We start from the raw sequence: 19,398 nt of genomic DNA on the forward strand, positions 1-19,398 counted from the left end.
CCCCGCGCAGGCGGGGACCCATAAAACCAGAAACGGACTTGACTGGATCCCCGCTTGCGCGGGGATGATCGGAGTGAATTTATGACCTCAAAAGACCGCCTGATCATCGCCCTCGATCTTCCGTCTCAAGACGAAGCGCAAGCCGCCATCGACGCCATCGGCGCGGAAGGAACATTCTACAAGATCGGCTATCAGCTGATGCCGGTCGGCGGGCTCGATCTGGCGAAACGCCTGACGGATGACGGCAAGAAAGTCTTTCTCGATTTCAAATTCCACGACATCGGCGCGACGGTGGAGCGCGGCGTCAAAAGCGTTGCGAAACTCGGCGGCGATTTCCTCACCGTGCACGCCGAGCCGGACGTTTTGAGAGGCGCGGTCGAGGGCCGGGGCGACGACAAGCGTTTGAAAATCCTCGCCGTCACGGTGCTGACGAGCCTCGACCAGGCGAGCTTGACGAAAATGGGGATCGAGATTCCGCTTCCCGATCTGGTCCTAAAACGCGCGGAATTCGCAGCCGAAGCCGGCGCCGACGGCGTCGTCGCATCGGCGAAAGAGGCCAAGGCGATCAAGGCGCGCTTCGGCGACGCCCTGAAAATCGTCACCCCCGGCGTGCGCCCCGCCGGCGCCGATGCGAACGATCAAAAGCGCGTCGTCACGCCTGCCGGCGCCGTCGCCGCAGGGGCCGATCATCTCGTCATCGGCCGGCCGATCATCGCCGCGAAAGACCCGAAAAAGGCGGCGCAGCACATTCATCAGGAAATCGCGGCGGCTGTCCCCGCTTGAAGCTTAGCCGCCCTCAGCCGCGACAATGACGAGCGCCGAACAGGCCCCGCGGCCGGCCCGGCGGTAGCTGTGCGAAACGCGGCTGTCGAAATAAATAGCGTCGCCTTCGTCGAGCAGCCGCTCCTCGCCGTCAATCGCAATGGCGAGCCGGCCCTTGATCACATAGACAAGCTCGACGCCGTCATGAGCATGCGGCTCGGAGGGTTCGGACTCCATGGAAAATTCTGCAAGGTAGCCGTCGAGTTTCTTGTCCGTACTCGGAAAATTCAGACTTTCGAAGAAATAGGTCTCCCCCTCCATATCCTTGCGTTCGGGAAAGCGCATGCGCTCTTTTTTGCGCGTGATCGCGACCAGGGGGCGGTCTTCGTTTTCAGTAAAAAAATGGTCGAGCCCGACGCCGAACACCATGGCGATGCGCAAGAGGGTCGGCAATGTGGGAAAAATCTGATCGCGTTCGATTTTCGACAGCATCGCCGTTGAAAGGCCCGAATGCTGCCCGAGCTGCGCCAGCGCCATGCCTTTCTTGAGCCGCAGGGCGCGGATCTTCGATCCGATTTCATATTGCTCAAGACCTTCGGCGAGTGTTTTGGAAAGCATGGCCTGCGCTTTTTGTTTCTTCAGGATCAAATTACGGGTCTAAATTTTCTTTTCAAGAACATTCTTATTCACCTCACGATAATTTTAGTATCAATAAATTCTATTTTCTTTACAAGAAAACTCGCGAACAGCGTTGCCAAAGCGCCAAGTCGCCCGCTCCGGCGCCTCCGGGTTCATGAGCGGAACAGTGCAGCATAGGGAGAACACCGAGATGCAAATGACATTTGCAAAACCGCTGATCGCCGCCGCCGCGGCCCTCGCCGCCGGTTTCGGCGCAGCGAACGCCGATCATCACGGCAAAGCCAAAAAGGACATCGTCGACACCGCTGTCGAGGCGGGCCAGTTCACCACTCTGGCGACCGCCCTGACCGAAGCCGGTCTTGTCCAAACCTTGAAGGGCGAAGGCCCCTTCACCGTTTTCGCCCCGACCGACGCGGCGTTTGAGAAACTGCCCGAAGGAACGGTGGAAAGCCTTCTGAAACCGGAAAACAAGGATCAGCTGACCGCGATCCTTACCTATCACGTCGTGCCCGGCAAAGTGAAAGCGGCCGATGTCGTCAAACTCGACAGCGCCGACACCGTAAACGGCGCCAGCCTTTCCATCGCGGTGAAAGACGGCGCCGTGATGATCAACGACGCGACCGTGACGGCGGCGGATGTGAAAGCCTCCAACGGCGTCATCCACGTCATCGACAGCGTGCTCCTGCCCCCCGGCGACTAAGGCCGCCTTCCCAACTGGCTTCACGCGCCTTATCGCCAGAACCTCCGGCGGAACAACGCTCCCGCCGGAGGTTTTTCTTTTCGAAGGGCCGCCAAAGGCGTTTAAAGCGTCCTTTATCAAGGGCTTATCGGCCCGATCCTTCTGGAAATTCCGCTCCCGGCGCCCTACATTGCCGCGTACGGCAAGGCGGGGGAAACACCGCCATCATGGCGGGGGCCATTTAGGGCGGGAAGGACGTCAGGGATATGGGCGATCAGGTCAAACGCATCGAGCGCCGGTCGCGGCGCGCGATTTTTCAGGCCTATCTCGAACATGCGCGGCGGGAAAAACCCGACAAGGTCACCATTACCGATGGCGACGGGCGCAAGCTGACCACCAAGGATGTGACGCGCGGGTCCTTCGCGCTTGGCGGCGCGCTGGCGCGTCATACGCAAAAAGACGAGCGCGTAGGCATTCTCCTGCCCACAGGCGCCGGCGCCGTCATCGCGCTCTTCGCGCTTTTGTCGCGCGGGCGCGTGCCGGCCATGCTCAACTTCACCGCCGGGTCGAAAAATCTCCTCGCCGCCTGCAGGGCCGCGGAAGTGACGAAAATCGTCACGGCGAAAAAATTCGTCGAACTCGGCGGGCTTGAAAAGCTCATGGACGAACTCTCCGGCGCGGTGGAGATCCTTTACCTCGAAGACATCCGTGAAGAGATCAAACCGCAGGACAAGGCGCTGGCGCTCTTGGGGCCCATCCTCCCTTCCTTCCTCGCCGCCAATCCGAACCCGGAAGAGCCCGGCGTCATTCTTTTTACCTCAGGGACCGAAGGCGCGCCCAAGGGCGTTATTCTCTCCCATCGCAACATCATGGCGAATATCGAACAGATTTCCGAACATGTGGAGCTTCTGCCTACGGATATTTTCTTTAATCCGCTGCCGACGTTTCATTGCTACGGGCTGACCGCCGGCGCGCTGTGGCCGATCCTCAACGGTTATCCGGTGGTGCTGCACCCCTCGCCCCTGCAGACGAAAATCATCCCCAAGCGGATTTTCGAGACCGGCTCGACGGTGCTGTTCGCGACCGACACGTTTCTCTCGCAATATATGCGCGCCAGCCCCGACGGCGGCATGTCCTCCTTGCGCATCGCCGTCTGCGGCGCCGAACGAGTGCGCGACGAAACCCGCCAGGCGGCGGAAAAGCGCTTTGGCTTCGAGGTGCTGGAGGGCTACGGCGTCACCGAAGCCTCGCCTGTCCTCGCCGCCAATCAGCCCGGCGACATCCGCTCCGGCACGGTGGGCAAGATGCTGCCCGCCATCGAAACCCGGCTTGAACCCGTCGAAGGCCTTGAAGGCGCGGGCCGGCTCTTCGTGCGCGGGCCGAATGTGATGAAGGGCTATCTCTCGCCGGACAATCCGGGCGTCGTCACGCCGCTTGAAGAGGGCTGGCACGACACCGGCGACATCGTCTCCATCAACGATCAAGGCTATATGTCGATCCGCGGACGCTTGAAGCGTTTCGCCAAGATCGGCGGCGAGATGGTCTCGCTCGCGGTCGTCGAGAACTGCGCGTCGGCCGTCTGGCCGGACAATCTGCACGCCGCGACGATCATGCCCGATCCGAAAAAGGGCGAGCAGGTCATTCTCGTCACCGACCGCAAGGAGGCGCCGCGCGGGCTTCTTATTTCCTGGGCGCAATCGCACGGCGTGCCGGAAATCGCCGTGCCGAAAAAGATCGTCACGGTCGATGAAATCCCGGTGCTCGGCACCGGCAAGATCGATTATCTCAAGGTCAAAACCATCGCCGAAGAGGCGATGATGGCGGCGGAAGCGGCTAAGCAGCAAGACCCCGCCGAAGAGCTGTCGAAACGCGACCTCAAAAAACGCGAAGCCGCGGAAAAAGCGGAAAAGAAACGCCTCGAAAAAGAAGCCAAGGCCGCGGAAAAAACGGCCAAGGCGTCGCAAAGCACGGACGGACAGGAGGCGAGCACATCTCAGCCCGCCAATGACGAAAGCGGCGAGCGCAAGGACGCGGCGGAGTAGGTTTATTCCGCTCATCCCGGCGAAAGCCGGGATCTTTTTCAACATGCTCTGAGTTTGCGGACGGAGATCCCGGCTGGAGTTTATCCTCGGATCGGCCTCTGGCCGACCCCGGGGGCCGGGATGAGCGGTTTTTTAAGACACGCCCCTTGCCGCATTCGCCGCGCGCTCGGCTTCTTCGTCATTATGGATGTGATCGTCTTCCTCATCCTCTGACGCTGAAGTCTCTTTCGTCTCTTCCTGCGCATCGCCCGCGGAAGTCTCTTCATCTTCCTTCGATATTTCCGCCGTTTCCTCGCCCGCCGGTTCTTCCGGTTCGGGCTCTTCGACGACGGGCGGGGCGAGCAGGAGGCGCACTTCATCGGGCGGCATGCCGGCCGCCGCTTCCTCGATGGGCGGCGGCGAAAGACGCCCATACTCCATATATTCGCGGATCAGGCGCGCCCAGCCCTCGCGGGTCAGATGAAACTCGCCTTCGGCGCCGGGACGCGGATCGCGCGGCGCGTTCGCGGCGTGCTCGAGCCAGACGCCCGCCGCCGCTTCGCCATGAAGGCCCGCCGCCGCTTTCGCCATCAGGGAGAAGGCCGCGGGCGTCGGTTCGCGCGCAATCACCGACTCCAAGACATCGACGGCCCCGGACCAGTCTTCGGTCAGGGTCGCGGCCCGCGCTTTCAACAGCGCCGCCTCGTCGGTTTCGGGATTTTTCTCGGCGAGCTTGCGCAATTTTCTGGCGCGCTTTTCCGGTTTTTCGTCCTTATAAAGACGATCGTAAAGCTTGATCAGCGCCGGATGCGCCGTCTCGGCGAAAGCGGTTTCAATGATATGCGCCGCCTTGCCGGTCTTGTCTTCCTCCATGGCGATGCGCGCGGCGAGCACCGCCGCCGGCGTGAAACCAGCGCTTAGTTTCAAGGCCGCTTCGGCTTCGGACAGCGCGGCGTGCTGATCGCCGAGCGCATAGGCGTCCGCGGTCAAGAGGGCCGCCCGGGCGCGGTCGGCGCGCGCGGCCTCGACGGCATTGTTCCTTTTCGCCTGCACCACCGCATCGCGGGTTTCGCCCCAGGCGCCGCGTTCGAGGCCAAGATCGAACACCGACTGGAACGCCCAGACCGCATTGGGGCGCAAGCGAAAAGCGCGTTCGGCGTACCCCTTGGCCGTCTCCGTCTCGCCGGCGGCCATGGCCTGGGCGTAAAGCCCTTTAAGGCCGATAAATTCCGTTTCCGGCGCGGCGAGCATTTCAGAAAAACTCGCCTTCGCCGTCGCCGCATCGCCCGACAATTGCGCCGCCTGCGCGGTCAACAGCCGGGTCAGCGCCACATCGTCAAGATTGCGCCGGGCGACGCGGGCGTGATGGGCCGCATCCTCGCCGTCGCCGGCCGCCGCCGCCTCGAGCCCGCGGGTCAGCGCCGCTATGCCGCGCGCGCGCCGCGTCTCGGCGTCTTTCGCGCGGATTTTCGCAGGCAACGCCAGGATGTCTTTGATCTTGTGCGTCAGATAGATCGCCAGAAAGAAGAGCACGATCACGCCGCCCATGATGAGGCCAGACGGCCCGTCGAAATGATAGCCGAAGGCCTCGCCGGTGATGCGGTTGTCGAGGCTCGCCAGATAAGTGATGACAAAGGCGAAAAAGACCGCGCCCAAAAGGAACATCAGAATACGGATCATGGGGCGCTCCTAACCGGTCTCGCCGGTGATTTCGGTCTGCAGCGCCGCAAGCGCGGCCTCGGCCGCGGCCCGCGCCTTGGCGTCAGACGTCCACTCGGCCATCGCTTCCTTTGCAGCGGGCGGCAAACTTCCAAGCTGCGACAGCGCGAAAGCGACATCGCCTTCTTCAAGCGCGTTTTCGGCGCGGGAGAGAACGGCGCCCGGCGCGTCGCCGGCGACCGGTTCTGCGGGGCGCACGCTTACCAAGCCCTGCGCCCGCGCGATCAGCCCTTTGAGCCCGCCGCCGGCCTTTTCCTGCCCCGCCGCGGCGAGCGCCTCGCGCGCGGCCGCATCGAAACCTATGCGCAGGGCCGCTTCCGTGGCGACGCCGTCCGCCGCATAAGGCTCCAGCACGGCTGCGGCGTCCGGCGCGAATTCCTCGACGGCGGCAAGCTCCTGCGTGAAAGGATCGCCCTGGTCGATGGCGCGGGAAAGCGCGGCGAGCGCGAACGACGCGCGCATCTGGCGCGCGGAGACATTCGCCTGCTCCCGGCGCAGTTTTTCGACCTCGGCGCGCAAGGCGACGACTTCTTCGTTTACAGCCTGGGCGCGGGCGGTTTCGACGTCTGTCAGTTGGGCGCGAAGGCTTTCGACCTCCGCCATCAGATCCGCATTTATGCGGCGTTGATCCGCAAGGTCGTTTTCGAAATTTTGTTTCTCGTCGGAAAAATCGGCGCGCAATTGCGCGAGTTGCGTTTCAAGCTGTTCCACCGCCGCACTGTCAGCCGGTTCGTTTGAGGGGTCGGCTTCGGAAAGCTCTGCAGGCGCAACATCGTCTTGCGCCTCGTCCTCTTCAGACGCCGCTTCTTCAGCAATGCTTTCCCCGGCGTCCTCAGTTTCAACTTCGGCGCGCTGTGTATCTTCAGCCGGCGCACTGTCGGAGACCGATTCTTCCGGTTCAACGCCTTCCTCCGTAAGCGGAGCACCTGCCGTATCGGCGGACGCTTCTTCATCGTCAAGCGCGCGCATCGCGTCCTTGGCGCCGGGCTCGACGGTGTTTTCAATCTTCTTCGCGCCCTCTTCGGCGACCGGCGGCAGGAAACCGCTGTCGCCTTCTTCAATCGCCGCAGGCGAGGTTTTAAGTTCGCCCGCCGGCGCATTCGCGATCTTCGCATCTGCGGGTTCGTCTTCGGGCGGCGTTTTACCGGACGCGGCGTCTTCGTCAGGGACCGCAAGGTCCTCCGTCCCGGGGGCAGGGCTTTCGTCTTCCGCGGGGGCCTCATCCGGCGCGGCGGATGTTTGCACGGGCTCCGCTTCCGGCGACGGCGCGCCGAGCGGCGAGAAACGCCAGACCGCAAACGCGATCAGCGCTACGACGACGAAAGCCAGGAACAGCATGACGCCGGGGGTGAAGGCGGATTTCCTGGCCGACTTTTCCGCACCATCGTCAGAGCCCGGCTCGGCCTCTCCCGGCGCCGGGCCAGGCTCGCCCGCCTCTTTCGGCGCATCCGCATCGAAAGCGTCATCGGAGGACTCGGAAGCCGATTTTTCGGTGACGAGTTCGGCTTCGACTTCAGGAAGCTCAGATTTGCCTTCGCTCTCGCCAGAACCTTTCGCGGAGCCCTCGTCAGGGGCCTGCTTGTCGTTATCGCGTTTGCCGGGTTCGTCCGCCACGAAGGCCCCTTTCGTTTTGCGCTGCAGCGCCTTCCTCTAAATAAGCGGCGGCGGCGCCCCGCTCAAGCTTGGGACTGTGCGGCGATGAGCGCCGCAAGGCTTTCCGCCGTCCGTTCGGCGGCGATATGGCGCGAACGCCAGCGCGTCCCCGCCGCTTCGGCCACCGCCTCGCTGAGACAGGCGGCGCGCGCCCGGCCAAGCGCGGGCGCCAGTCCCGCCCGTTCCGCAAGCGTAACAAAAAGCCGCGCCGTGCGGGGCGAAAAAAGGCTGACCCAGAGATCGGCCTTTTCGTCGTTCAGCGCCGCCAGAGCCGCATTGTCGAGCGCTTCCGCCGGGACGGCGCGGTAAAGCGTCTGGCGGCGGGCGGGAATCCCGCTTTTTTCCAGCAAAGCGACGAGGTCGCCGGCGCGCGCCTCCCCTGCAATATGCAATACGCCTGTTCCGGCGGACTCTTTTTCGGAGGCGATATGTTCAGCGAGACTGTCGACGTCGCCGCCCGCGACATGAATGTCAGCGAAACCCGCCGCTTTTGCCGCCTCCGCCGTCGCCTGTCCCACCGCGAAAACCGGCAGATCGCGCGCGCCGCTGTTCGCTGCAAAGGCGCGCACGCCGTTCGCCGAGGTGAAGGCGAGCGCGCCCGCGCCCGAAAGGTCGGGCGTCGTCTTTTCAATCTCGATCGCCATCACCGGCGAGACAATGGGCTCGAACCCATGAGCCCTGCAGAGACCGGCGAAGGCGCCGGCGTCCGGCTCGGGCCGGGTGACGATGACGCGGGGCGCCGTCACTGGGCGAGCTTCCTGAAAAATTCCTCGCCCGCCGCCGCCTTCACCTCCGCCGCGGCATCGGCGCCGTGTTTTGCAGCATCATTTTCACAATTCTCGAAATAAGCGAGACGGCGCTCGACCCCGTAGCGTTCGGTCCCATCGAGAGAGAGAACCTCGCCGCGAAACACGATCTCGCCGCTGTCGATCACCGCGAGCCCGGCGATGGGCGTGCGGCAGGAGCCGTCGAGCCCGGCGAGGAAAGCCCGTTCGATAGCGACGCAGGCGCTGGTCTTCGGGCAGTTGAAGGATGCGGCGATCGCCCGCGCCTCCTCGTCGTCCTCGCGGGCCTGAACGCACAAGGCGCCCTGCCCAACGGCGGGCAGCATCTCGTCCGTCGCCATGAGGGTGGTCACATGATCTTCGAAATTGAGGCGATTAAGCCCGGCGAGCGCCAGAAAGGTCGCTTCGGCCTCGCCCCGCTCCAGCTTGTCGATGCGCGTGCCGACATTGCCTCGCAGGGTGACGGGCTTCAAATCCGGCCGGCGCGCCAGCAATTGCGCCGCCCGGCGCACCGACGCCGTGCCGACCCTTGCGCCAGGGGGCAGGTCCCAGGGCGTTTCCGCCACATAGGAGATGAAGGCGTCGCGCGGGTCCTCGCGGGGCGGTATGGCCGCGGTGACAAGGCCCGGCGGGCTCTCCGCCGGCATGTCCTTCATGGAGTGAACGGCGAAGCGCGCATCGCCGGACAAGAGCGCCTCCTCGATCTCTTTGGTGAAAAGCCCCTTGCCGCCGATCTCGGCGAGGGAGCTTGTGAGGTTTTTGTCGCCGCTCGAAATATAGGCGCGGACCGGCGCGGCGTCCGGCGCGATGGCGGCGGCTTTCGCGACCATGCTCTGGACGATCCGCGCCTGGGCCATGGCGAGCGGCGAACGGCGGCTGGCGATGGCGAAAGACTTGTCTTCTGGCACTCGTTTCGCTTTCGGAATGTGGGTCTTGGCGCAACTTAGCGCGGCGCGGGGCCTTGCGTCTTTGCGCAGTTTCCTGTCCATGCAGATTTCCTTGTCGGGGCTTAACGCAGTCCCGAAGCCTGAGGCAAGCGGAGCCTGATGAGCGAGACGAAAGACATTCTGGCGCTGGGCCTTGAGACCAGTTGCGACGACACCGCCGCGGCGGTGGTGCTGCGGCGCGGCGACGGCTCATGCCGGATTCTCTCCAACGAAGTCTGGACCCAGCATGACGACCATGCGGCCTTTGGCGGGGTGGTGCCGGAGATCGCGGCGAGGAGCCATGTGGAGCGGCTCGACGCCACCATCGAAAAAGCGGTCGTGAAAGCCGGCGTCGATTACGCCGATCTCGACCTGGTCGCCGCCACCGCCGGGCCGGGCCTCGTCGGCGGGGTGATGGTAGGGCTGACCACGGCGAAGGCGATTGCGCTGGCTCACGGGGTTCGGCTCGTTCCCGTGAACCACCTGGAAGGCCACGCCCTGTCGGCGCGGATGACCGAAGACGCGCCCTTCCCTTACCTCCTGCTCCTGATTTCCGGCGGCCATACCCAGCTGATCCGCGTTTCGGGCGTTGGAAAGTATGACCGGCTCGGCACCACCATCGACGACGCCGCCGGGGAATGTTTCGACAAGACGGCGAAGCTCTTGGGGCTCGGCGCGCCGGGGGGACCGAAAGTGGAATCCGCCGCCGTCGGCGGACGCACGGACCGCTTCGCCCTGCCGCGCCCGCTCCTGAAACATGCGGGCTGCGACTTTTCCTTTTCGGGGATGAAAACGGCGGTGCGCGAGGCGGCGCAAAGCCTTGAAGACCCGACGCCCCAGGACATCGCCGATCTCGCCGCCTCGTTTCAGGAGGCCGCCGCCCGTCATCTCGCCCACCGCACAGAACGGGCCATGGATCTAATGCCCGAGGCAAAGCGCCTGGTGGTCGCGGGGGGCGTCGCGGCGAACTGCGCCATCAAAAAAATGCTGCAGCAATTGTGCGCAGCAAAGTCATGGGCGCTTATCGCCCCGCCGCCGAAATATTGCACCGACAATGGCGCGATGATCGCCTGGGCAGGCGCGGAAAGACTGGCCGCCGGGCTCGCCATGGAACCTGAAGAAGCGCTGGGGCTCGCGCCGCGGGCGCGCTGGCCGCTGGCCGATCCGGGCGAGGGAAAGCGCTTCGGTTCGGGCCGCAAAGGGCCGAAAGCCTGAGATTCATGCTGCAGGTTTTTGCTGCAGCATAGACTGCAGCATTTCCGATTTATGCTGCGCTTTTTGCTGCAACATCGGCTGCAGCAATTTCTTTCGCCAGTTGCTTCAGGGTCTTTGTTTCAAGCGCGGCGAGGAAGGCCGCCTCGGCCTGTTCGCCGATCTCTTTCAGCACCGGCTGGATCTGCCGGCCCGCCGCGCAATCGACGGCCGGCGCCGTGCGGGCGAGCGGAATGAGACCCGGCGTTTCCACGGCGCGATAAATATCGGCAAGGGTGATTTTCTTCGGCCCCCTGGCGAGTTCCGCCCCGCCGCCCTTGCCGAGATGCGTCGTCACCAGCCCCGCTTTTGAAAGCGCGCCGAGAAGCCGGCGCACGACCGCCGGATTGGTGGCGGCCGAGCGGGCCAGCGCCTCGGATGTCTGCGGAACGCCGCGCCGGACGGCGAGCAGGGTCATGAGATGGGCGGCGACGGCGAAACGGGTCGATGCGGCCATAGCGGGAGCTCCTTTCGGAGATCACGCTAACGCTCAAATCTTGTCATTGTGTAACGCACGCAGTTGCAAATCGCTGATTTTGCAGTTGCAGCATTTCAGGCGCAAAAAAAAGCGCGGAAGCCGGGGCAGGCTTCCGCGCAGAGGGGACGCTGTTGCGGTCGGGGGGAGGGGACGTCCTCGGGGGTAGGAGGAACAGACCGCAACAGCGGGTTCTTGAAAGGGTCTTAAGCGATGACGACGCCGCGCGTGGCGAGATCGGCCGCGGTGTAAAGCAGCGCGACGAGGACGCCGGCGAGGGTCAGGGTGGCGGTCGCCTGGATGGCGAAATTACGAAGGCTCGACATTGGGTTTCTCTTTTGTTTGATCAGTTTTCGTTTCTTGCTCTTGGCGCCGCGCCGGCCTCTTCACCCGCAAGGGCGTCAGACCGTTTCAGCGCTCATCGGAATGGGTTCCCCGCTTCCGATGAGGGGGAAATAGGCCTCGACTGAAGATTTGTCAATGAACGAAATCATAAATATTCATTGTTTAATCGTAATTTTTCTAAAAAGGCCTATAGCTATATATTTTTCAATAGGTTGAGGCGTATTTCATGACCCTTGGGGAAAGAACATCACGCCGATTTGATCGAAATGACGCGTGAAAGCACTAAAGATCCCGCCTGAAACCGACCGCCGAGAGGTGTTTTCTTGGCCCTTCATCGCGCCCGCACAAGAGACAAGCCGCGGCTTCAGGCCTGTTTGCGCTTGTCCTGAGCCGCTCTTTTGGCCGCCCGCCAGGCGAAACCGTCGAGAATAAGATCGATGACGCCGTTGAGCTCCACCGAAAGCGCCTCGTACTCGCTGTCCTGCAGGATCGAAGGGCTGGTGAAGCGATAGCAGGCGTCCTGAATGATCCGGGCCGTGTCGCCCGCATTCTCTATGGCGAAGACCCCCTCCCGGTCGCCCTCGAGGAGGATCTCCGTCAGAACCCGCGCCTCGGCGTTTTCCCATTCGATGGCGACCTTGGGGCGCGACGTGATGAGCTCGCGCGAAAGCTCATAGGCTTTCGGCTTGTCGTGGAAGCGCTCATAGGCGAGCTGGAACTTGCGCCCGAAAAACGCCCGGAGCTTTTCCGCCGGGTTCATATCCGGGTCGTCGGCGACCTCGCGCAGGCGCGCCGCCTGTTCGCGCCGGAGCACCCGGACGAACATTTCCGCGATGTCGAGCTTCGACGGAAAGTAGCGATAGAGGTTGCCCGTGGACATATTGCAGTCCTGGGCGATCTCCGACATGGTCGTTTTGCCATAGCCGTAATGCAGGAAGCGCCGGCTTGCGGCGTCCAGAATCTGCTTGGCGGTTTCATCGAGAACTTCGGCAGGCATGCGCATGCTTTGTGTATGTTGACATCTTTATAAACCGTTCAGTCGTCACACGGCAATCTTTGCGAGAACAAGAAGTGGTGAACCCGGGCACTCCTTTTGCTTCCCTTGGCGTCGTCGGCGGCGGCGCCTGGGGCACGGCCCTGGCCTCGCTGTGCGCCGCGAACGGCGTGCCGACGACGCTCTGGGCGCGCGAGGATGCGGTCATACGCGCCGTCAACGACGCTCATGAGAACACTGCGTTCCTTCCCGGCGTTCCCTTGCCAGAGAGCCTTAAGGCCTTGAATTCATTAGGTATGGCCGCCGAAAACGAGGCCCTACTTTTTGTCGTGCCGGCGCAGTTCGCCCGGCCTGTCCTCGCCGAGCTGAGATCCGGCGCCGGCGGCAGGGCGATCCCGGTCGCGCTCTGCTCGAAAGGCATCGAACGCGCGACCGGCATGCTGATGACCGAGGTTCTGCACGAGGTATGGCCGGAGGCCGAACCCGCCGTTTTGTCAGGGCCGAGCTTCGCGCGCGACGTGGCGCTCGGCATGCCCACCGCGGTGACCCTCGCCGCCGCCGATCGCGATCTCGGGAGCCGCTGGGTGGCGACGGTCGGGGCGGCGCATTTCCGGCCCTATCTTTCCGACGATCTCACCGGCGCGGAGCTCGGCGGGGCGGTGAAGAACGTCCTCGCCATCGCCGCCGGGGTGGTGGAAGGCAAGGGGCTCGGGGAAAGCGCCCGGGCGGCGCTGATCGCGCGGGGCTTCGCCGAATTCCAGCGGCTCGGCGTGGCGCTGGGCGCCAAACCGGAAACCATGGCCGGGCTTTCAGGTCTCGGGGACCTTATTCTGACGGCCTCGTCGGCCCATTCGCGCAATATGTCGCTGGGGATCGAGCTTGGCAAAGGCCGGGCGCTTGACGACATTCTCGCCGAGCGCAACACGGTGAGCGAAGGGGTCGCCACCGCCGGCGCCATTCACGCCCTCGCCGTCAAGGCGGGCGCAGAAACCCCGATCTGCGAGGCGGTGGCCGCGCTCGTCGCCGGAGAGAAAAGCGTCGACGAAATCATCGCCGCCCTGCTCGCGCGGCCATTCAGATCGGAGGCGTAACGATGTCCCAATTCATTTTGCTTTGCCGGGACAAACCGGACTCCGTTGCGCTCCGCATGGAGACCCGGACCGAGCATCTCAAATACGCTGACAGTTTCGGCGAAAGGCTGATGCTCGCCGGCCCGATGCTGAACGAAAATGGCGACCCGGTCGGCTCGCTGATCATCGTCGAGGCGAAGGACGAACAGGCGGCGCGCGAAATCGCCGACAACGACCCTTACGCCAAGGCGGGCCTTTTCGCGTCGGTCGACATCATCCCGTTCAAGACGGTGATCGCCAATATCTCGAAAGTTTAGCGGCGGCGCTTGTAGGCGCGGCAGCTCGCCTCGTAAGGCCGGCCCGACAGCCGCGCGTTCCAGCCGGCGGTCCAGGCGTCGCCGCCGTCGACCCCGCCGCGGGCCCGGCACTGCTGAAAACCGGTGCGGTATTGGGGCGAGAGAACATCCACCTCGCCCGCCAGCTCGAACCCGGCGTCATAGCATTCGCAGATGAGATCCTGACCCGATGTGGCCGCCAGCGTCGGGGTCGTTGCGCTTCCGGAATAAGCCATTTCATCGGCCGGCGCGGGCCCGCCCCCGCCCTGGTCAGACGGGAACGAGGTGTTCATCACCGCGAAAAAGGCGACGCCCAATACGAAGAGCGCCAATATTCCCCCGAATATGGCTTCAATATTACGCATCTCCACCCTTTATCTCTCGCCGCCCCTCGCCCGGGACCTCTTCAGGCGGGCGAGCGTCCGCACCGGACGCATGGAATCCTACCCCAAAGGGCCGGGTTAAAAAAGAGTTAATGACCGGAGGCCGGCTTTAAGAGGTCCGGGCGGCTTCGGTCTTGAGGCCTTCCATGATCAGCTTTTCGGCCTCTTCGCGCCCGCGCCAGCCGACGATTTTCACCCATTTGTCCGGTTCGAGATCTTTATAATGCTCGAAGAAATGACGGATCCGCTCGATGAGAATCTCGGGGAGGTCTTCATAGGTTTCGATCTTGTCGTAATAGCCGGTGAGGCGCGGGCTCGGCACGGCGAGGATCTTTTCGTCCATGCCCGCCTCGTCCTCCATCAAGAGGACGCCCACGGGCCGGGCGCCAACCACCGCGCCCGGCACCAGCGGCCGGTTGCCCACCACCATGACATCCACCGGATCGCCGTCATCGGCGAGCGTTTGCGGCACGAAGCCGTAATTGCAGGGGTAGCGCGTCGACGTATAGAGAAAGCGGTCGACGAACATGGCGCCGGACGGTTTGTCGATCTCGTATTTGATCGGCTCGCCGCCGAGCGGCACTTCGATGACGACATTGATGTCTTTCGGCGGATTGACGCCGGGTTTGATCTTGGAGAGGTCCATAAAACTCAGGCTTGCCTTTGAGGGATTTCAGGAAGGGTGAAACGGGCTCTGGTTTCGGGCGCCGGGAGATAACATTCCTTCATCCGCCCGAACAGAGCGTACCGGTTACGCGCGATGCGGTCGTAGAAAAAATCGCGCACCGGGCGCGGCAGGCGCCGCAAAAACAAAAAGCGCCGCACCGGACCGCCGATCTTTCGCGCCAGGGCGAAGACCGCGTCCGAGCGCTGAAGCGCGGCGCCGTTTTCCACATAGAGGAAGGTGTGCGGCCGCTCCGGGTCGACGCCGTTCGCTTCCGCGAGGCGGCGCCCTTCTTCCGACTGGATCGCCACAAAACGTAACTCAGGGGATCGTTCATATTTCAAAACGTAGCGCACGCCGCGCGAACACAAGACGCAATGGCCGTCGAAAAGATAGATGCAGTCGTCAGCCAAACCGGATCGCTTACTCCGCGTTCTTATTGCGCCGGGCCAGGAGCTTAAGGCGCAACGCATTCAGTTTTATGAAGCCTTCAGCGTCTTTCTGGTCGTAGACCGCGTCTTCCTCGAAGGTGACGTGGGCGAGGGAATAGATCGTCTTCTCCGAGGCGCGGCCGACCACATTGGCCGAGCCTTTATAGAGCTTCACCTTCACCGTGCCGGCGACATGCTCCTGGCTCTTGTCGATCGCCGCCTGCAGCATTTCGCGTTCGGGCGAATACCAGAAGCCGTTGTAAATCAGCTCCGCATAGCGCGGCATCAGCTCGTCTTTCAGATGCATGGCGCCGCGGTCGAGGGTGATCTGCTCGATGCCGCGATGCGCGGCGAGGAGGATCGTGCCGCCGGGCGTTTCGTAAATGCCGCGCGACTTCATGCCGACGAACCGGTTTTCCACGAGATCGAGCCGGCCGACGCCATGCTTGTGGCCGTATTCATTAAGCTTCGTCAGGAGGCTCGCCGGCGACAAGGGCTTGCCGTTGATCGAAATCGCATCGCCGCGGTCGAAGCCGATTTCGATGATCTCCGGCTCGTCGGGCGCGCTTTCGGGATCGACCGTGCGCTGAAAAACATAAGACGGCGCGGGCTCGGCCGGATCTTCGAGCACCTTGCCTTCGGACGAGGTGTGCAACAGATTCGCGTCCACCGAGAACGGCGCCTCGCCGCGCTTGTCCTTCGGGATTTCAATCTGATGTTTTTCGGCGAAATCGATGAGCTTTTCGCGCGAGTTCAGATCCCAGTCCCGCCACGGCGCGATCACCCTTATGTCGGGGTTCAGCGCATAGGCGTTCAACTCGAACCGGACCTGGTCGTTGCCCTTGCCGGTGGCGCCGTGGGCGATGGCGTCGGCGCCGGTCTTGTCGGCGATTTCCACAAGCCGCTTGGCGATCAGGGGCCGCGCGATCGAGGTGCCGAGGAGATAAAGCCCTTCATAGACAGCGTTCGCCCGGAACATCGGGAAGACGAAATCGCTGACGAATTCCTCGCGCAGATCCTCGATGTAAATCTCTTTGACGCCGGCGCGTTCGGCCTTGCGGCGGGCGGGCTCCAGCTCCTCGCCCTGGCCGAGATCGGCAGTAAATGTCACGACTTCGCAATCATATTCCACCTGCAGCCATTTCAGGATCACCGAGGTGTCGAGGCCGCCGGAATAGGCCAGCACCACTTTCTTGACGTCACTCTTCGAAGTCATTTCGCGCTCGTTTTTGCTGCGCTGCGGCTATAGCGCGGCGGAGACGAAAGCGCCAGCGCCAAAGGACCGGAAAAGGAACGGGGCGCCGGATTGCGTGTTCCGAAAACAGGCGGCTCCCGGCGCGAAAGAAAGGGTGTGAGCGATGACCAAGAACCACGGCCCCTCGATCAAGGACGACGAAACCTATCAGGAGCTGCGCGACCAGGGCGCGAGCAAGGAAAAGGCGGCGCGCATCGCCAATGCGCAGGCGAATTCCTCGCAGCACCCCTCAAAGAAAGGCGGCGAGGAGCCGCCTTACGAGGACTGGACCAAGGACGAACTTTACGAGCGCGCCGAAGAAATCGGCGTCGAAGGCCGCTCGAAAATGGACAAGGACGAATTGATCAGTGCCCTGCGCAATCACTAGCCCCGAAAACGGTGTGAAAACGCCGTCCCGAGGGCGCTACTACATAGCGGGGTTGCCTGCCCTCTCCCTCGGCGCCATCGTTCCAGAGGCTGATAACGGGGGCGGGGATGAGCATGACAATGAACCGCCGGCGGCTTATCGCCGCCGCGAGCGCGATGGGCCTCGCCATGATAGCAGGCGGCCAGGCCGGGGCGCAAAACCTGCCGGGACTGAAGCCGCCTTGCGAGAGCAATCGCGATGTCGCCGGATGGACAGTGACGGCCGGGCTGGCTCCCGACTCATCCGGAGAGCTCCTCATCAGCAAATGGGAAACATCGCGCGATTTCAGCGCGTATTTCGGCCTTAGCGTCTCGCTCGATACAAGCGACAGCCCTGTTCCGAGCCTTCTCATCCGGCACCATAACAGAGGCGGCAAATTCGTTATGCGCCTGCCGAACCGAACGACATTCACCGTCCCCGTAAACGCAAGCTACTCAGTCACGCAGGCCAATGTGCCGCCGGAGGTGATCGACTATCTGCGCGCTACGCCGCTCCTGATGGAATTCTCCGTCCCCGGCAGAAAATGGGACCGTTATGAAACCGAGGGGCTGCCGGAAGCGATCAAGGCCGCAGAAGCCGATCTCGCGGCCCTCAAAGCAAGGCAAGCCGACAAGGAATGCAGCGCGCACAAGAACTGGTGGCGGCGTTTTTGAGGCTTTCGACGTAGCGGCGTTGCGGTCGTTTTTATTAGAAACGGCGGGCTAAAAGCCCGCCATTCCTTCCCCGCCATACGCTCGCCTAGCCGCGAACGTAAATCTTCCGTCTGCCGACATAACGGTAAGACATGCGCATGCGCCGGTCCCATTTCAGCGGCGGACGGGCGTTCGCATTGCGCCAGCCATGATGACGGCCGCGCCCTTGATGGCGCAGCTCGCGGCGCGAGGGCTGGTAATAAAAGGCGCGGGCCGGACAGATCGTCACCGCCCGGTCGCGGCGGTTCTCGCGCCGGTCGAAGCGGTCCTCCATGCGGTCCCGCCGGCCGGTATCAACGCGCGCGTCGCGGCGGTCTTCGCGCCGATCATAGCGGTCCTCGACAAGGTCCGGACAGGCGCGTGGATTGAGCTTCCACTCCCCCGCAAAAGCGGGCGCGCTCATCAAGACAATTCCCGCCCCGAAAAGGCCCAAGGCTGCTTTCTTCAACATGACGTTTGCTCCATCACTTGAGACAAGAGCCCCGAGCCCGTTCGTCTCACGGAAAATAAAACGCCGGCGGCGGGAAAACCCGTCGCCGGCGGCAAAGGTCGTTTCAGGGTGTTTTCAGGGCCGAATTGCGGCGCGGATCACTCGCTCTCGTTGAAGAGCGCGATGGCGGAGACCGTCATCGCTTCCGTCCCCAGGGTGATCGCCGGTTCGGGCTCGATCTTAAAGAACGGCGAATGGTGCGAGGGCGCGTCCTCCACCTCCTTCGCCGGGGTGCCGCCGACCGCAATGTAAACGCCTTTGACGCCGCTTTCGGGCGTCACGAAATAAGCGAAATCCTCCGCCCCCATACCGGCGCGCGGCTGCTCGAAGAGCACGTCTTCGCCGATCTTTTCATTGATGGCGGCGCGCACGATTTCCGCCGAGGCCGTATCGTTGATGGTCGGCGGCGTCGTTTCCGTCGGCGACCGGATCACCTCGGGCATCAGGTCTTTCGGCACGCCGAGGGAGACGGCGACGCCCTTCGCCACCCTATCGATGCCGTCGAGCAATTGCGTGCGCACGTCCGGATCGTCGGACCTGACGGTCAGTTGCAGATGCACCTCGTCGCCGATGATGTTGTGCTTGGTCCCGCCATGGATCGAGCCGACGGTGATCACCCCGGCGTCAAGCGGCGCGATCGTGCGCGAGACGACGGACTGCAGCGAGACGACGATTTGCGAGGCGACCAGCACCGGATCGACGCCTTTATGGGGCGAGGCACCGTGTGCGCCGACGCCGTGAACGATGATGTCGACGCTGTCGGAGCTCGAAGCGACGATGTCGAGCGGCGCCTCGATGCGGCCTGTCGGCACGTCCGAGGCGACGTGGAAAGCGATGGCGTAATCGGGTTTCGGGAAGCGCTTGTAGAGCCCGTCCTCGAGCATGTCGCGGGCCCCGGAAATGCGCTCCTCCGCCGGCTGGCCGATGAGCACGAGCGTGCCCGACCAGAGGTCTTTATGCGCCGCCATCTGCCGCGCCGTTCCGACGAGGCTGGTGATGTGGGTGTCGTGGCCGCAGGCGTGCATAACCGGTTTGACGACGCCGTCGATGTCTTCCTGGGTCGCCGTCGACATATAGGCAAGGCCGTTGTCTTCCTTGACCGGCAGGCCGTCCATGTCGGCGCGGATCATCACCGTGGGACCGTCGCCGTTCTCCATCACCGCGACGACGCCGGTCCCGCCGACGCCTTCGGTCACGTCATAGCCGAGCATCCTGATTTCTTCGGCGAGGCGCGCCGCCGTCTTGAATTCGCGGTGAGAGAGTTCCGGGTTCTGGTGGAACCACAAAAACAGCTCTTCGAGATTGGCGTCATAATCCGCGGCGATGTCTTCTTTCAGCGAAGACTGCGCGGCGGCCGGCGCAATAAGGGCGAAAACAGCGAGCGCGGCGGCGCCCGCAGACAGACGACAATTCATGAAAACGG

The 19,398-nt window shown here is 63.3% G+C and carries 21 protein-coding genes; 8 read left to right on the forward strand and 13 right to left on the reverse strand.

What is annotated here, in order from left to right; all coding sequences use genetic code 11:
* Positions 1-81 precede the first annotated feature (81 nt).
* Positions 82-783 carry an orotidine-5'-phosphate decarboxylase gene (gene pyrF, locus CW354_RS06880; protein WP_104829295.1) on the forward strand — a complete coding sequence of 234 codons (702 nt, stop codon included), beginning with the start codon at positions 82-84 and terminating at the stop codon, positions 781-783.
* Positions 784-786: 3 nt separating this feature from the next.
* Here the strand turns inward: pyrF and CW354_RS06885 are convergent, their stop codons facing one another.
* Positions 787-1,380 carry a helix-turn-helix domain-containing protein gene (locus CW354_RS06885; RefSeq protein ID WP_104830027.1) on the reverse strand — a complete coding sequence of 198 codons (594 nt, stop codon included), beginning with the start codon at positions 1,378-1,380 and terminating at the stop codon, positions 787-789.
* Positions 1,381-1,597: 217 nt separating this feature from the next.
* Between CW354_RS06885 and CW354_RS06890 the strand changes: the two genes are divergently transcribed.
* Entirely contained in the window at positions 1,598-2,101 is a 504-nt protein-coding gene (locus tag CW354_RS06890; protein WP_104830028.1) for a fasciclin domain-containing protein, read from the forward strand.
* 245 nt (positions 2,102-2,346) lie between these two features.
* On the forward strand, positions 2,347-4,122 hold the full coding sequence (locus CW354_RS06895; protein ID WP_104829296.1) for an AMP-binding protein: 1,776 nt from the start codon (positions 2,347-2,349) through the stop codon (positions 4,120-4,122).
* Between the two features lie 132 nt (positions 4,123-4,254).
* Here CW354_RS06895 and CW354_RS06900 read toward each other — a convergent pair whose 3' ends face one another.
* The 4 genes from CW354_RS06900 to hemC all read right to left on the reverse strand — a co-directional run bounded on the left by CW354_RS06900 (position 4,255) and on the right by hemC (position 9,247).
* Positions 4,255-5,781 carry a heme biosynthesis protein HemY gene (locus CW354_RS06900; protein ID WP_104829297.1) on the reverse strand — a complete coding sequence of 509 codons (1,527 nt, stop codon included), beginning with the start codon at positions 5,779-5,781 and terminating at the stop codon, positions 4,255-4,257.
* A gap of 9 nt (positions 5,782-5,790) precedes the next feature.
* Positions 5,791-7,434 (reverse strand): mitofilin family membrane protein, encoded by a 1,644-nt coding sequence (locus CW354_RS06905; protein WP_104829298.1) that lies wholly within the window; start codon positions 7,432-7,434, stop codon positions 5,791-5,793.
* Positions 7,435-7,496: 62 nt separating this feature from the next.
* Positions 7,497-8,219, reverse strand: coding sequence for a uroporphyrinogen-III synthase (locus CW354_RS06910; protein ID WP_165793563.1), 723 nt, complete (start codon positions 8,217-8,219; stop codon positions 7,497-7,499).
* Positions 8,216-9,247, reverse strand: a complete 1,032-nt coding sequence (gene hemC, locus CW354_RS06915) for a hydroxymethylbilane synthase (protein WP_104829300.1) — start codon at positions 9,245-9,247, stop codon at positions 8,216-8,218. The genes CW354_RS06910 and hemC overlap by 4 nt, the downstream gene beginning before the upstream one ends.
* Positions 9,248-9,304: 57 nt before the next feature.
* On the opposite strand from hemC, the gene tsaD reads away from it, so the two are divergent.
* On the forward strand, positions 9,305-10,399 hold the full coding sequence (tsaD, locus tag CW354_RS06920; RefSeq protein WP_104829301.1) for a tRNA (adenosine(37)-N6)-threonylcarbamoyltransferase complex transferase subunit TsaD: 1,095 nt from the start codon (positions 9,305-9,307) through the stop codon (positions 10,397-10,399).
* 49 nt (positions 10,400-10,448) lie between these two features.
* Here the strand turns inward: tsaD and CW354_RS06925 are convergent, their stop codons facing one another.
* On the reverse strand, positions 10,449-10,892 hold the full coding sequence (locus tag CW354_RS06925; protein ID WP_104829302.1) for an Rrf2 family transcriptional regulator: 444 nt from the start codon (positions 10,890-10,892) through the stop codon (positions 10,449-10,451).
* 727 nt (positions 10,893-11,619) lie between these two features.
* A complete protein-coding gene (locus CW354_RS06930) occupies positions 11,620-12,252 on the reverse strand; it encodes a TetR/AcrR family transcriptional regulator (protein ID WP_104830029.1) in 633 nt (210 codons plus the stop codon).
* A 74-nt stretch (positions 12,253-12,326) separates the two neighbouring features.
* Here CW354_RS06930 and CW354_RS06935 point away from each other — a divergent pair, with 74 nt between their 5' ends.
* On the forward strand, positions 12,327-13,340 hold the full coding sequence (locus CW354_RS06935; protein WP_207764748.1) for an NAD(P)H-dependent glycerol-3-phosphate dehydrogenase: 1,014 nt from the start codon (positions 12,327-12,329) through the stop codon (positions 13,338-13,340).
* A 2-nt stretch (positions 13,341-13,342) separates the two neighbouring features.
* Positions 13,343-13,636 (forward strand): YciI family protein, encoded by a 294-nt coding sequence (locus tag CW354_RS06940; RefSeq protein ID WP_104829303.1) that lies wholly within the window; start codon positions 13,343-13,345, stop codon positions 13,634-13,636.
* On the opposite strand, the gene CW354_RS06945 is transcribed toward CW354_RS06940, so the two are convergent.
* From CW354_RS06945 to CW354_RS06960, 4 genes are all read right to left on the reverse strand, one after another.
* Entirely contained in the window at positions 13,633-14,019 is a 387-nt protein-coding gene (locus CW354_RS06945) for a hypothetical protein (protein WP_133162209.1), read from the reverse strand. The genes CW354_RS06940 and CW354_RS06945 overlap by 4 nt on opposite strands.
* A gap of 127 nt (positions 14,020-14,146) precedes the next feature.
* Positions 14,147-14,683, reverse strand: coding sequence for an inorganic diphosphatase (gene ppa / locus CW354_RS06950; protein ID WP_104829305.1), 537 nt, complete (start codon positions 14,681-14,683; stop codon positions 14,147-14,149).
* Between the two features lie 5 nt (positions 14,684-14,688).
* Entirely contained in the window at positions 14,689-15,114 is a 426-nt protein-coding gene (locus CW354_RS06955; protein ID WP_165793564.1) for a thiol-disulfide oxidoreductase DCC family protein, read from the reverse strand.
* 10 nt (positions 15,115-15,124) lie between these two features.
* A complete protein-coding gene (locus tag CW354_RS06960) occupies positions 15,125-16,348 on the reverse strand; it encodes an argininosuccinate synthase (protein ID WP_104829307.1) in 1,224 nt (407 codons plus the stop codon).
* A 142-nt stretch (positions 16,349-16,490) separates the two neighbouring features.
* Here CW354_RS06960 and CW354_RS06965 point away from each other — a divergent pair, with 142 nt between their 5' ends.
* Complete coding sequence (locus tag CW354_RS06965) at positions 16,491-16,754, forward strand: DUF7218 family protein (RefSeq protein ID WP_104829308.1); 264 nt, start codon at positions 16,491-16,493, stop codon at positions 16,752-16,754.
* Between the two features lie 107 nt (positions 16,755-16,861).
* On the forward strand, positions 16,862-17,446 hold the full coding sequence (locus CW354_RS06970) for a hypothetical protein (protein ID WP_104829309.1): 585 nt from the start codon (positions 16,862-16,864) through the stop codon (positions 17,444-17,446).
* Between the two features lie 85 nt (positions 17,447-17,531).
* On the opposite strand, the gene CW354_RS06975 is transcribed toward CW354_RS06970, so the two are convergent.
* Positions 17,532-17,936, reverse strand: a complete 405-nt coding sequence (locus tag CW354_RS06975; RefSeq protein ID WP_104829310.1) for a hypothetical protein — start codon at positions 17,934-17,936, stop codon at positions 17,532-17,534.
* Between the two features lie 137 nt (positions 17,937-18,073).
* Entirely contained in the window at positions 18,074-19,390 is a 1,317-nt protein-coding gene (locus tag CW354_RS06980) for an amidohydrolase (RefSeq protein ID WP_104829311.1), read from the reverse strand.
* Positions 19,391-19,398: the final 8 nt, after the last annotated feature.

It is taken from the genome of Hyphococcus luteus (assembly GCF_002943565.1).
Classification (GTDB): Bacteria; Pseudomonadota; Alphaproteobacteria; order Caulobacterales; family Parvularculaceae; genus Hyphococcus; species Hyphococcus luteus.

Coding starts and splice junctions, on each gene's coding strand:
- pyrF (WP_104829295.1), top strand. CDS start 82: ATGACCTCAAAAGACCGCCTGATCATCGCCCTCGATCTTCCGTCTCAA.
- CW354_RS06885 (WP_104830027.1), bottom strand. CDS start 1,380: ATGCTTTCCAAAACACTCGCCGAAGGTCTTGAGCAATATGAAATCGGA.
- CW354_RS06890 (WP_104830028.1), top strand. CDS start 1,598: ATGACATTTGCAAAACCGCTGATCGCCGCCGCCGCGGCCCTCGCCGCC.
- CW354_RS06895 (WP_104829296.1), top strand. CDS start 2,347: ATGGGCGATCAGGTCAAACGCATCGAGCGCCGGTCGCGGCGCGCGATT.
- CW354_RS06900 (WP_104829297.1), bottom strand. CDS start 5,781: ATGATCCGTATTCTGATGTTCCTTTTGGGCGCGGTCTTTTTCGCCTTT.
- hemC (WP_104829300.1), bottom strand. CDS start 9,247: ATGGACAGGAAACTGCGCAAAGACGCAAGGCCCCGCGCCGCGCTAAGT.
- tsaD (WP_104829301.1), top strand. CDS start 9,305: ATGAGCGAGACGAAAGACATTCTGGCGCTGGGCCTTGAGACCAGTTGC.
- CW354_RS06925 (WP_104829302.1), bottom strand. CDS start 10,892: ATGGCCGCATCGACCCGTTTCGCCGTCGCCGCCCATCTCATGACCCTG.
- CW354_RS06930 (WP_104830029.1), bottom strand. CDS start 12,252: ATGCCTGCCGAAGTTCTCGATGAAACCGCCAAGCAGATTCTGGACGCC.
- CW354_RS06940 (WP_104829303.1), top strand. CDS start 13,343: ATGTCCCAATTCATTTTGCTTTGCCGGGACAAACCGGACTCCGTTGCG.
- CW354_RS06945 (WP_133162209.1), bottom strand. CDS start 14,019: ATGCGTAATATTGAAGCCATATTCGGGGGAATATTGGCGCTCTTCGTA.
- ppa (WP_104829305.1), bottom strand. CDS start 14,683: ATGGACCTCTCCAAGATCAAACCCGGCGTCAATCCGCCGAAAGACATC.
- CW354_RS06960 (WP_104829307.1), bottom strand. CDS start 16,348: ATGACTTCGAAGAGTGACGTCAAGAAAGTGGTGCTGGCCTATTCCGGC.
- CW354_RS06965 (WP_104829308.1), top strand. CDS start 16,491: ATGACCAAGAACCACGGCCCCTCGATCAAGGACGACGAAACCTATCAG.
- CW354_RS06970 (WP_104829309.1), top strand. CDS start 16,862: ATGAGCATGACAATGAACCGCCGGCGGCTTATCGCCGCCGCGAGCGCG.
- CW354_RS06975 (WP_104829310.1), bottom strand. CDS start 17,936: ATGTTGAAGAAAGCAGCCTTGGGCCTTTTCGGGGCGGGAATTGTCTTG.
- CW354_RS06980 (WP_104829311.1), bottom strand. CDS start 19,390: ATGAATTGTCGTCTGTCTGCGGGCGCCGCCGCGCTCGCTGTTTTCGCC.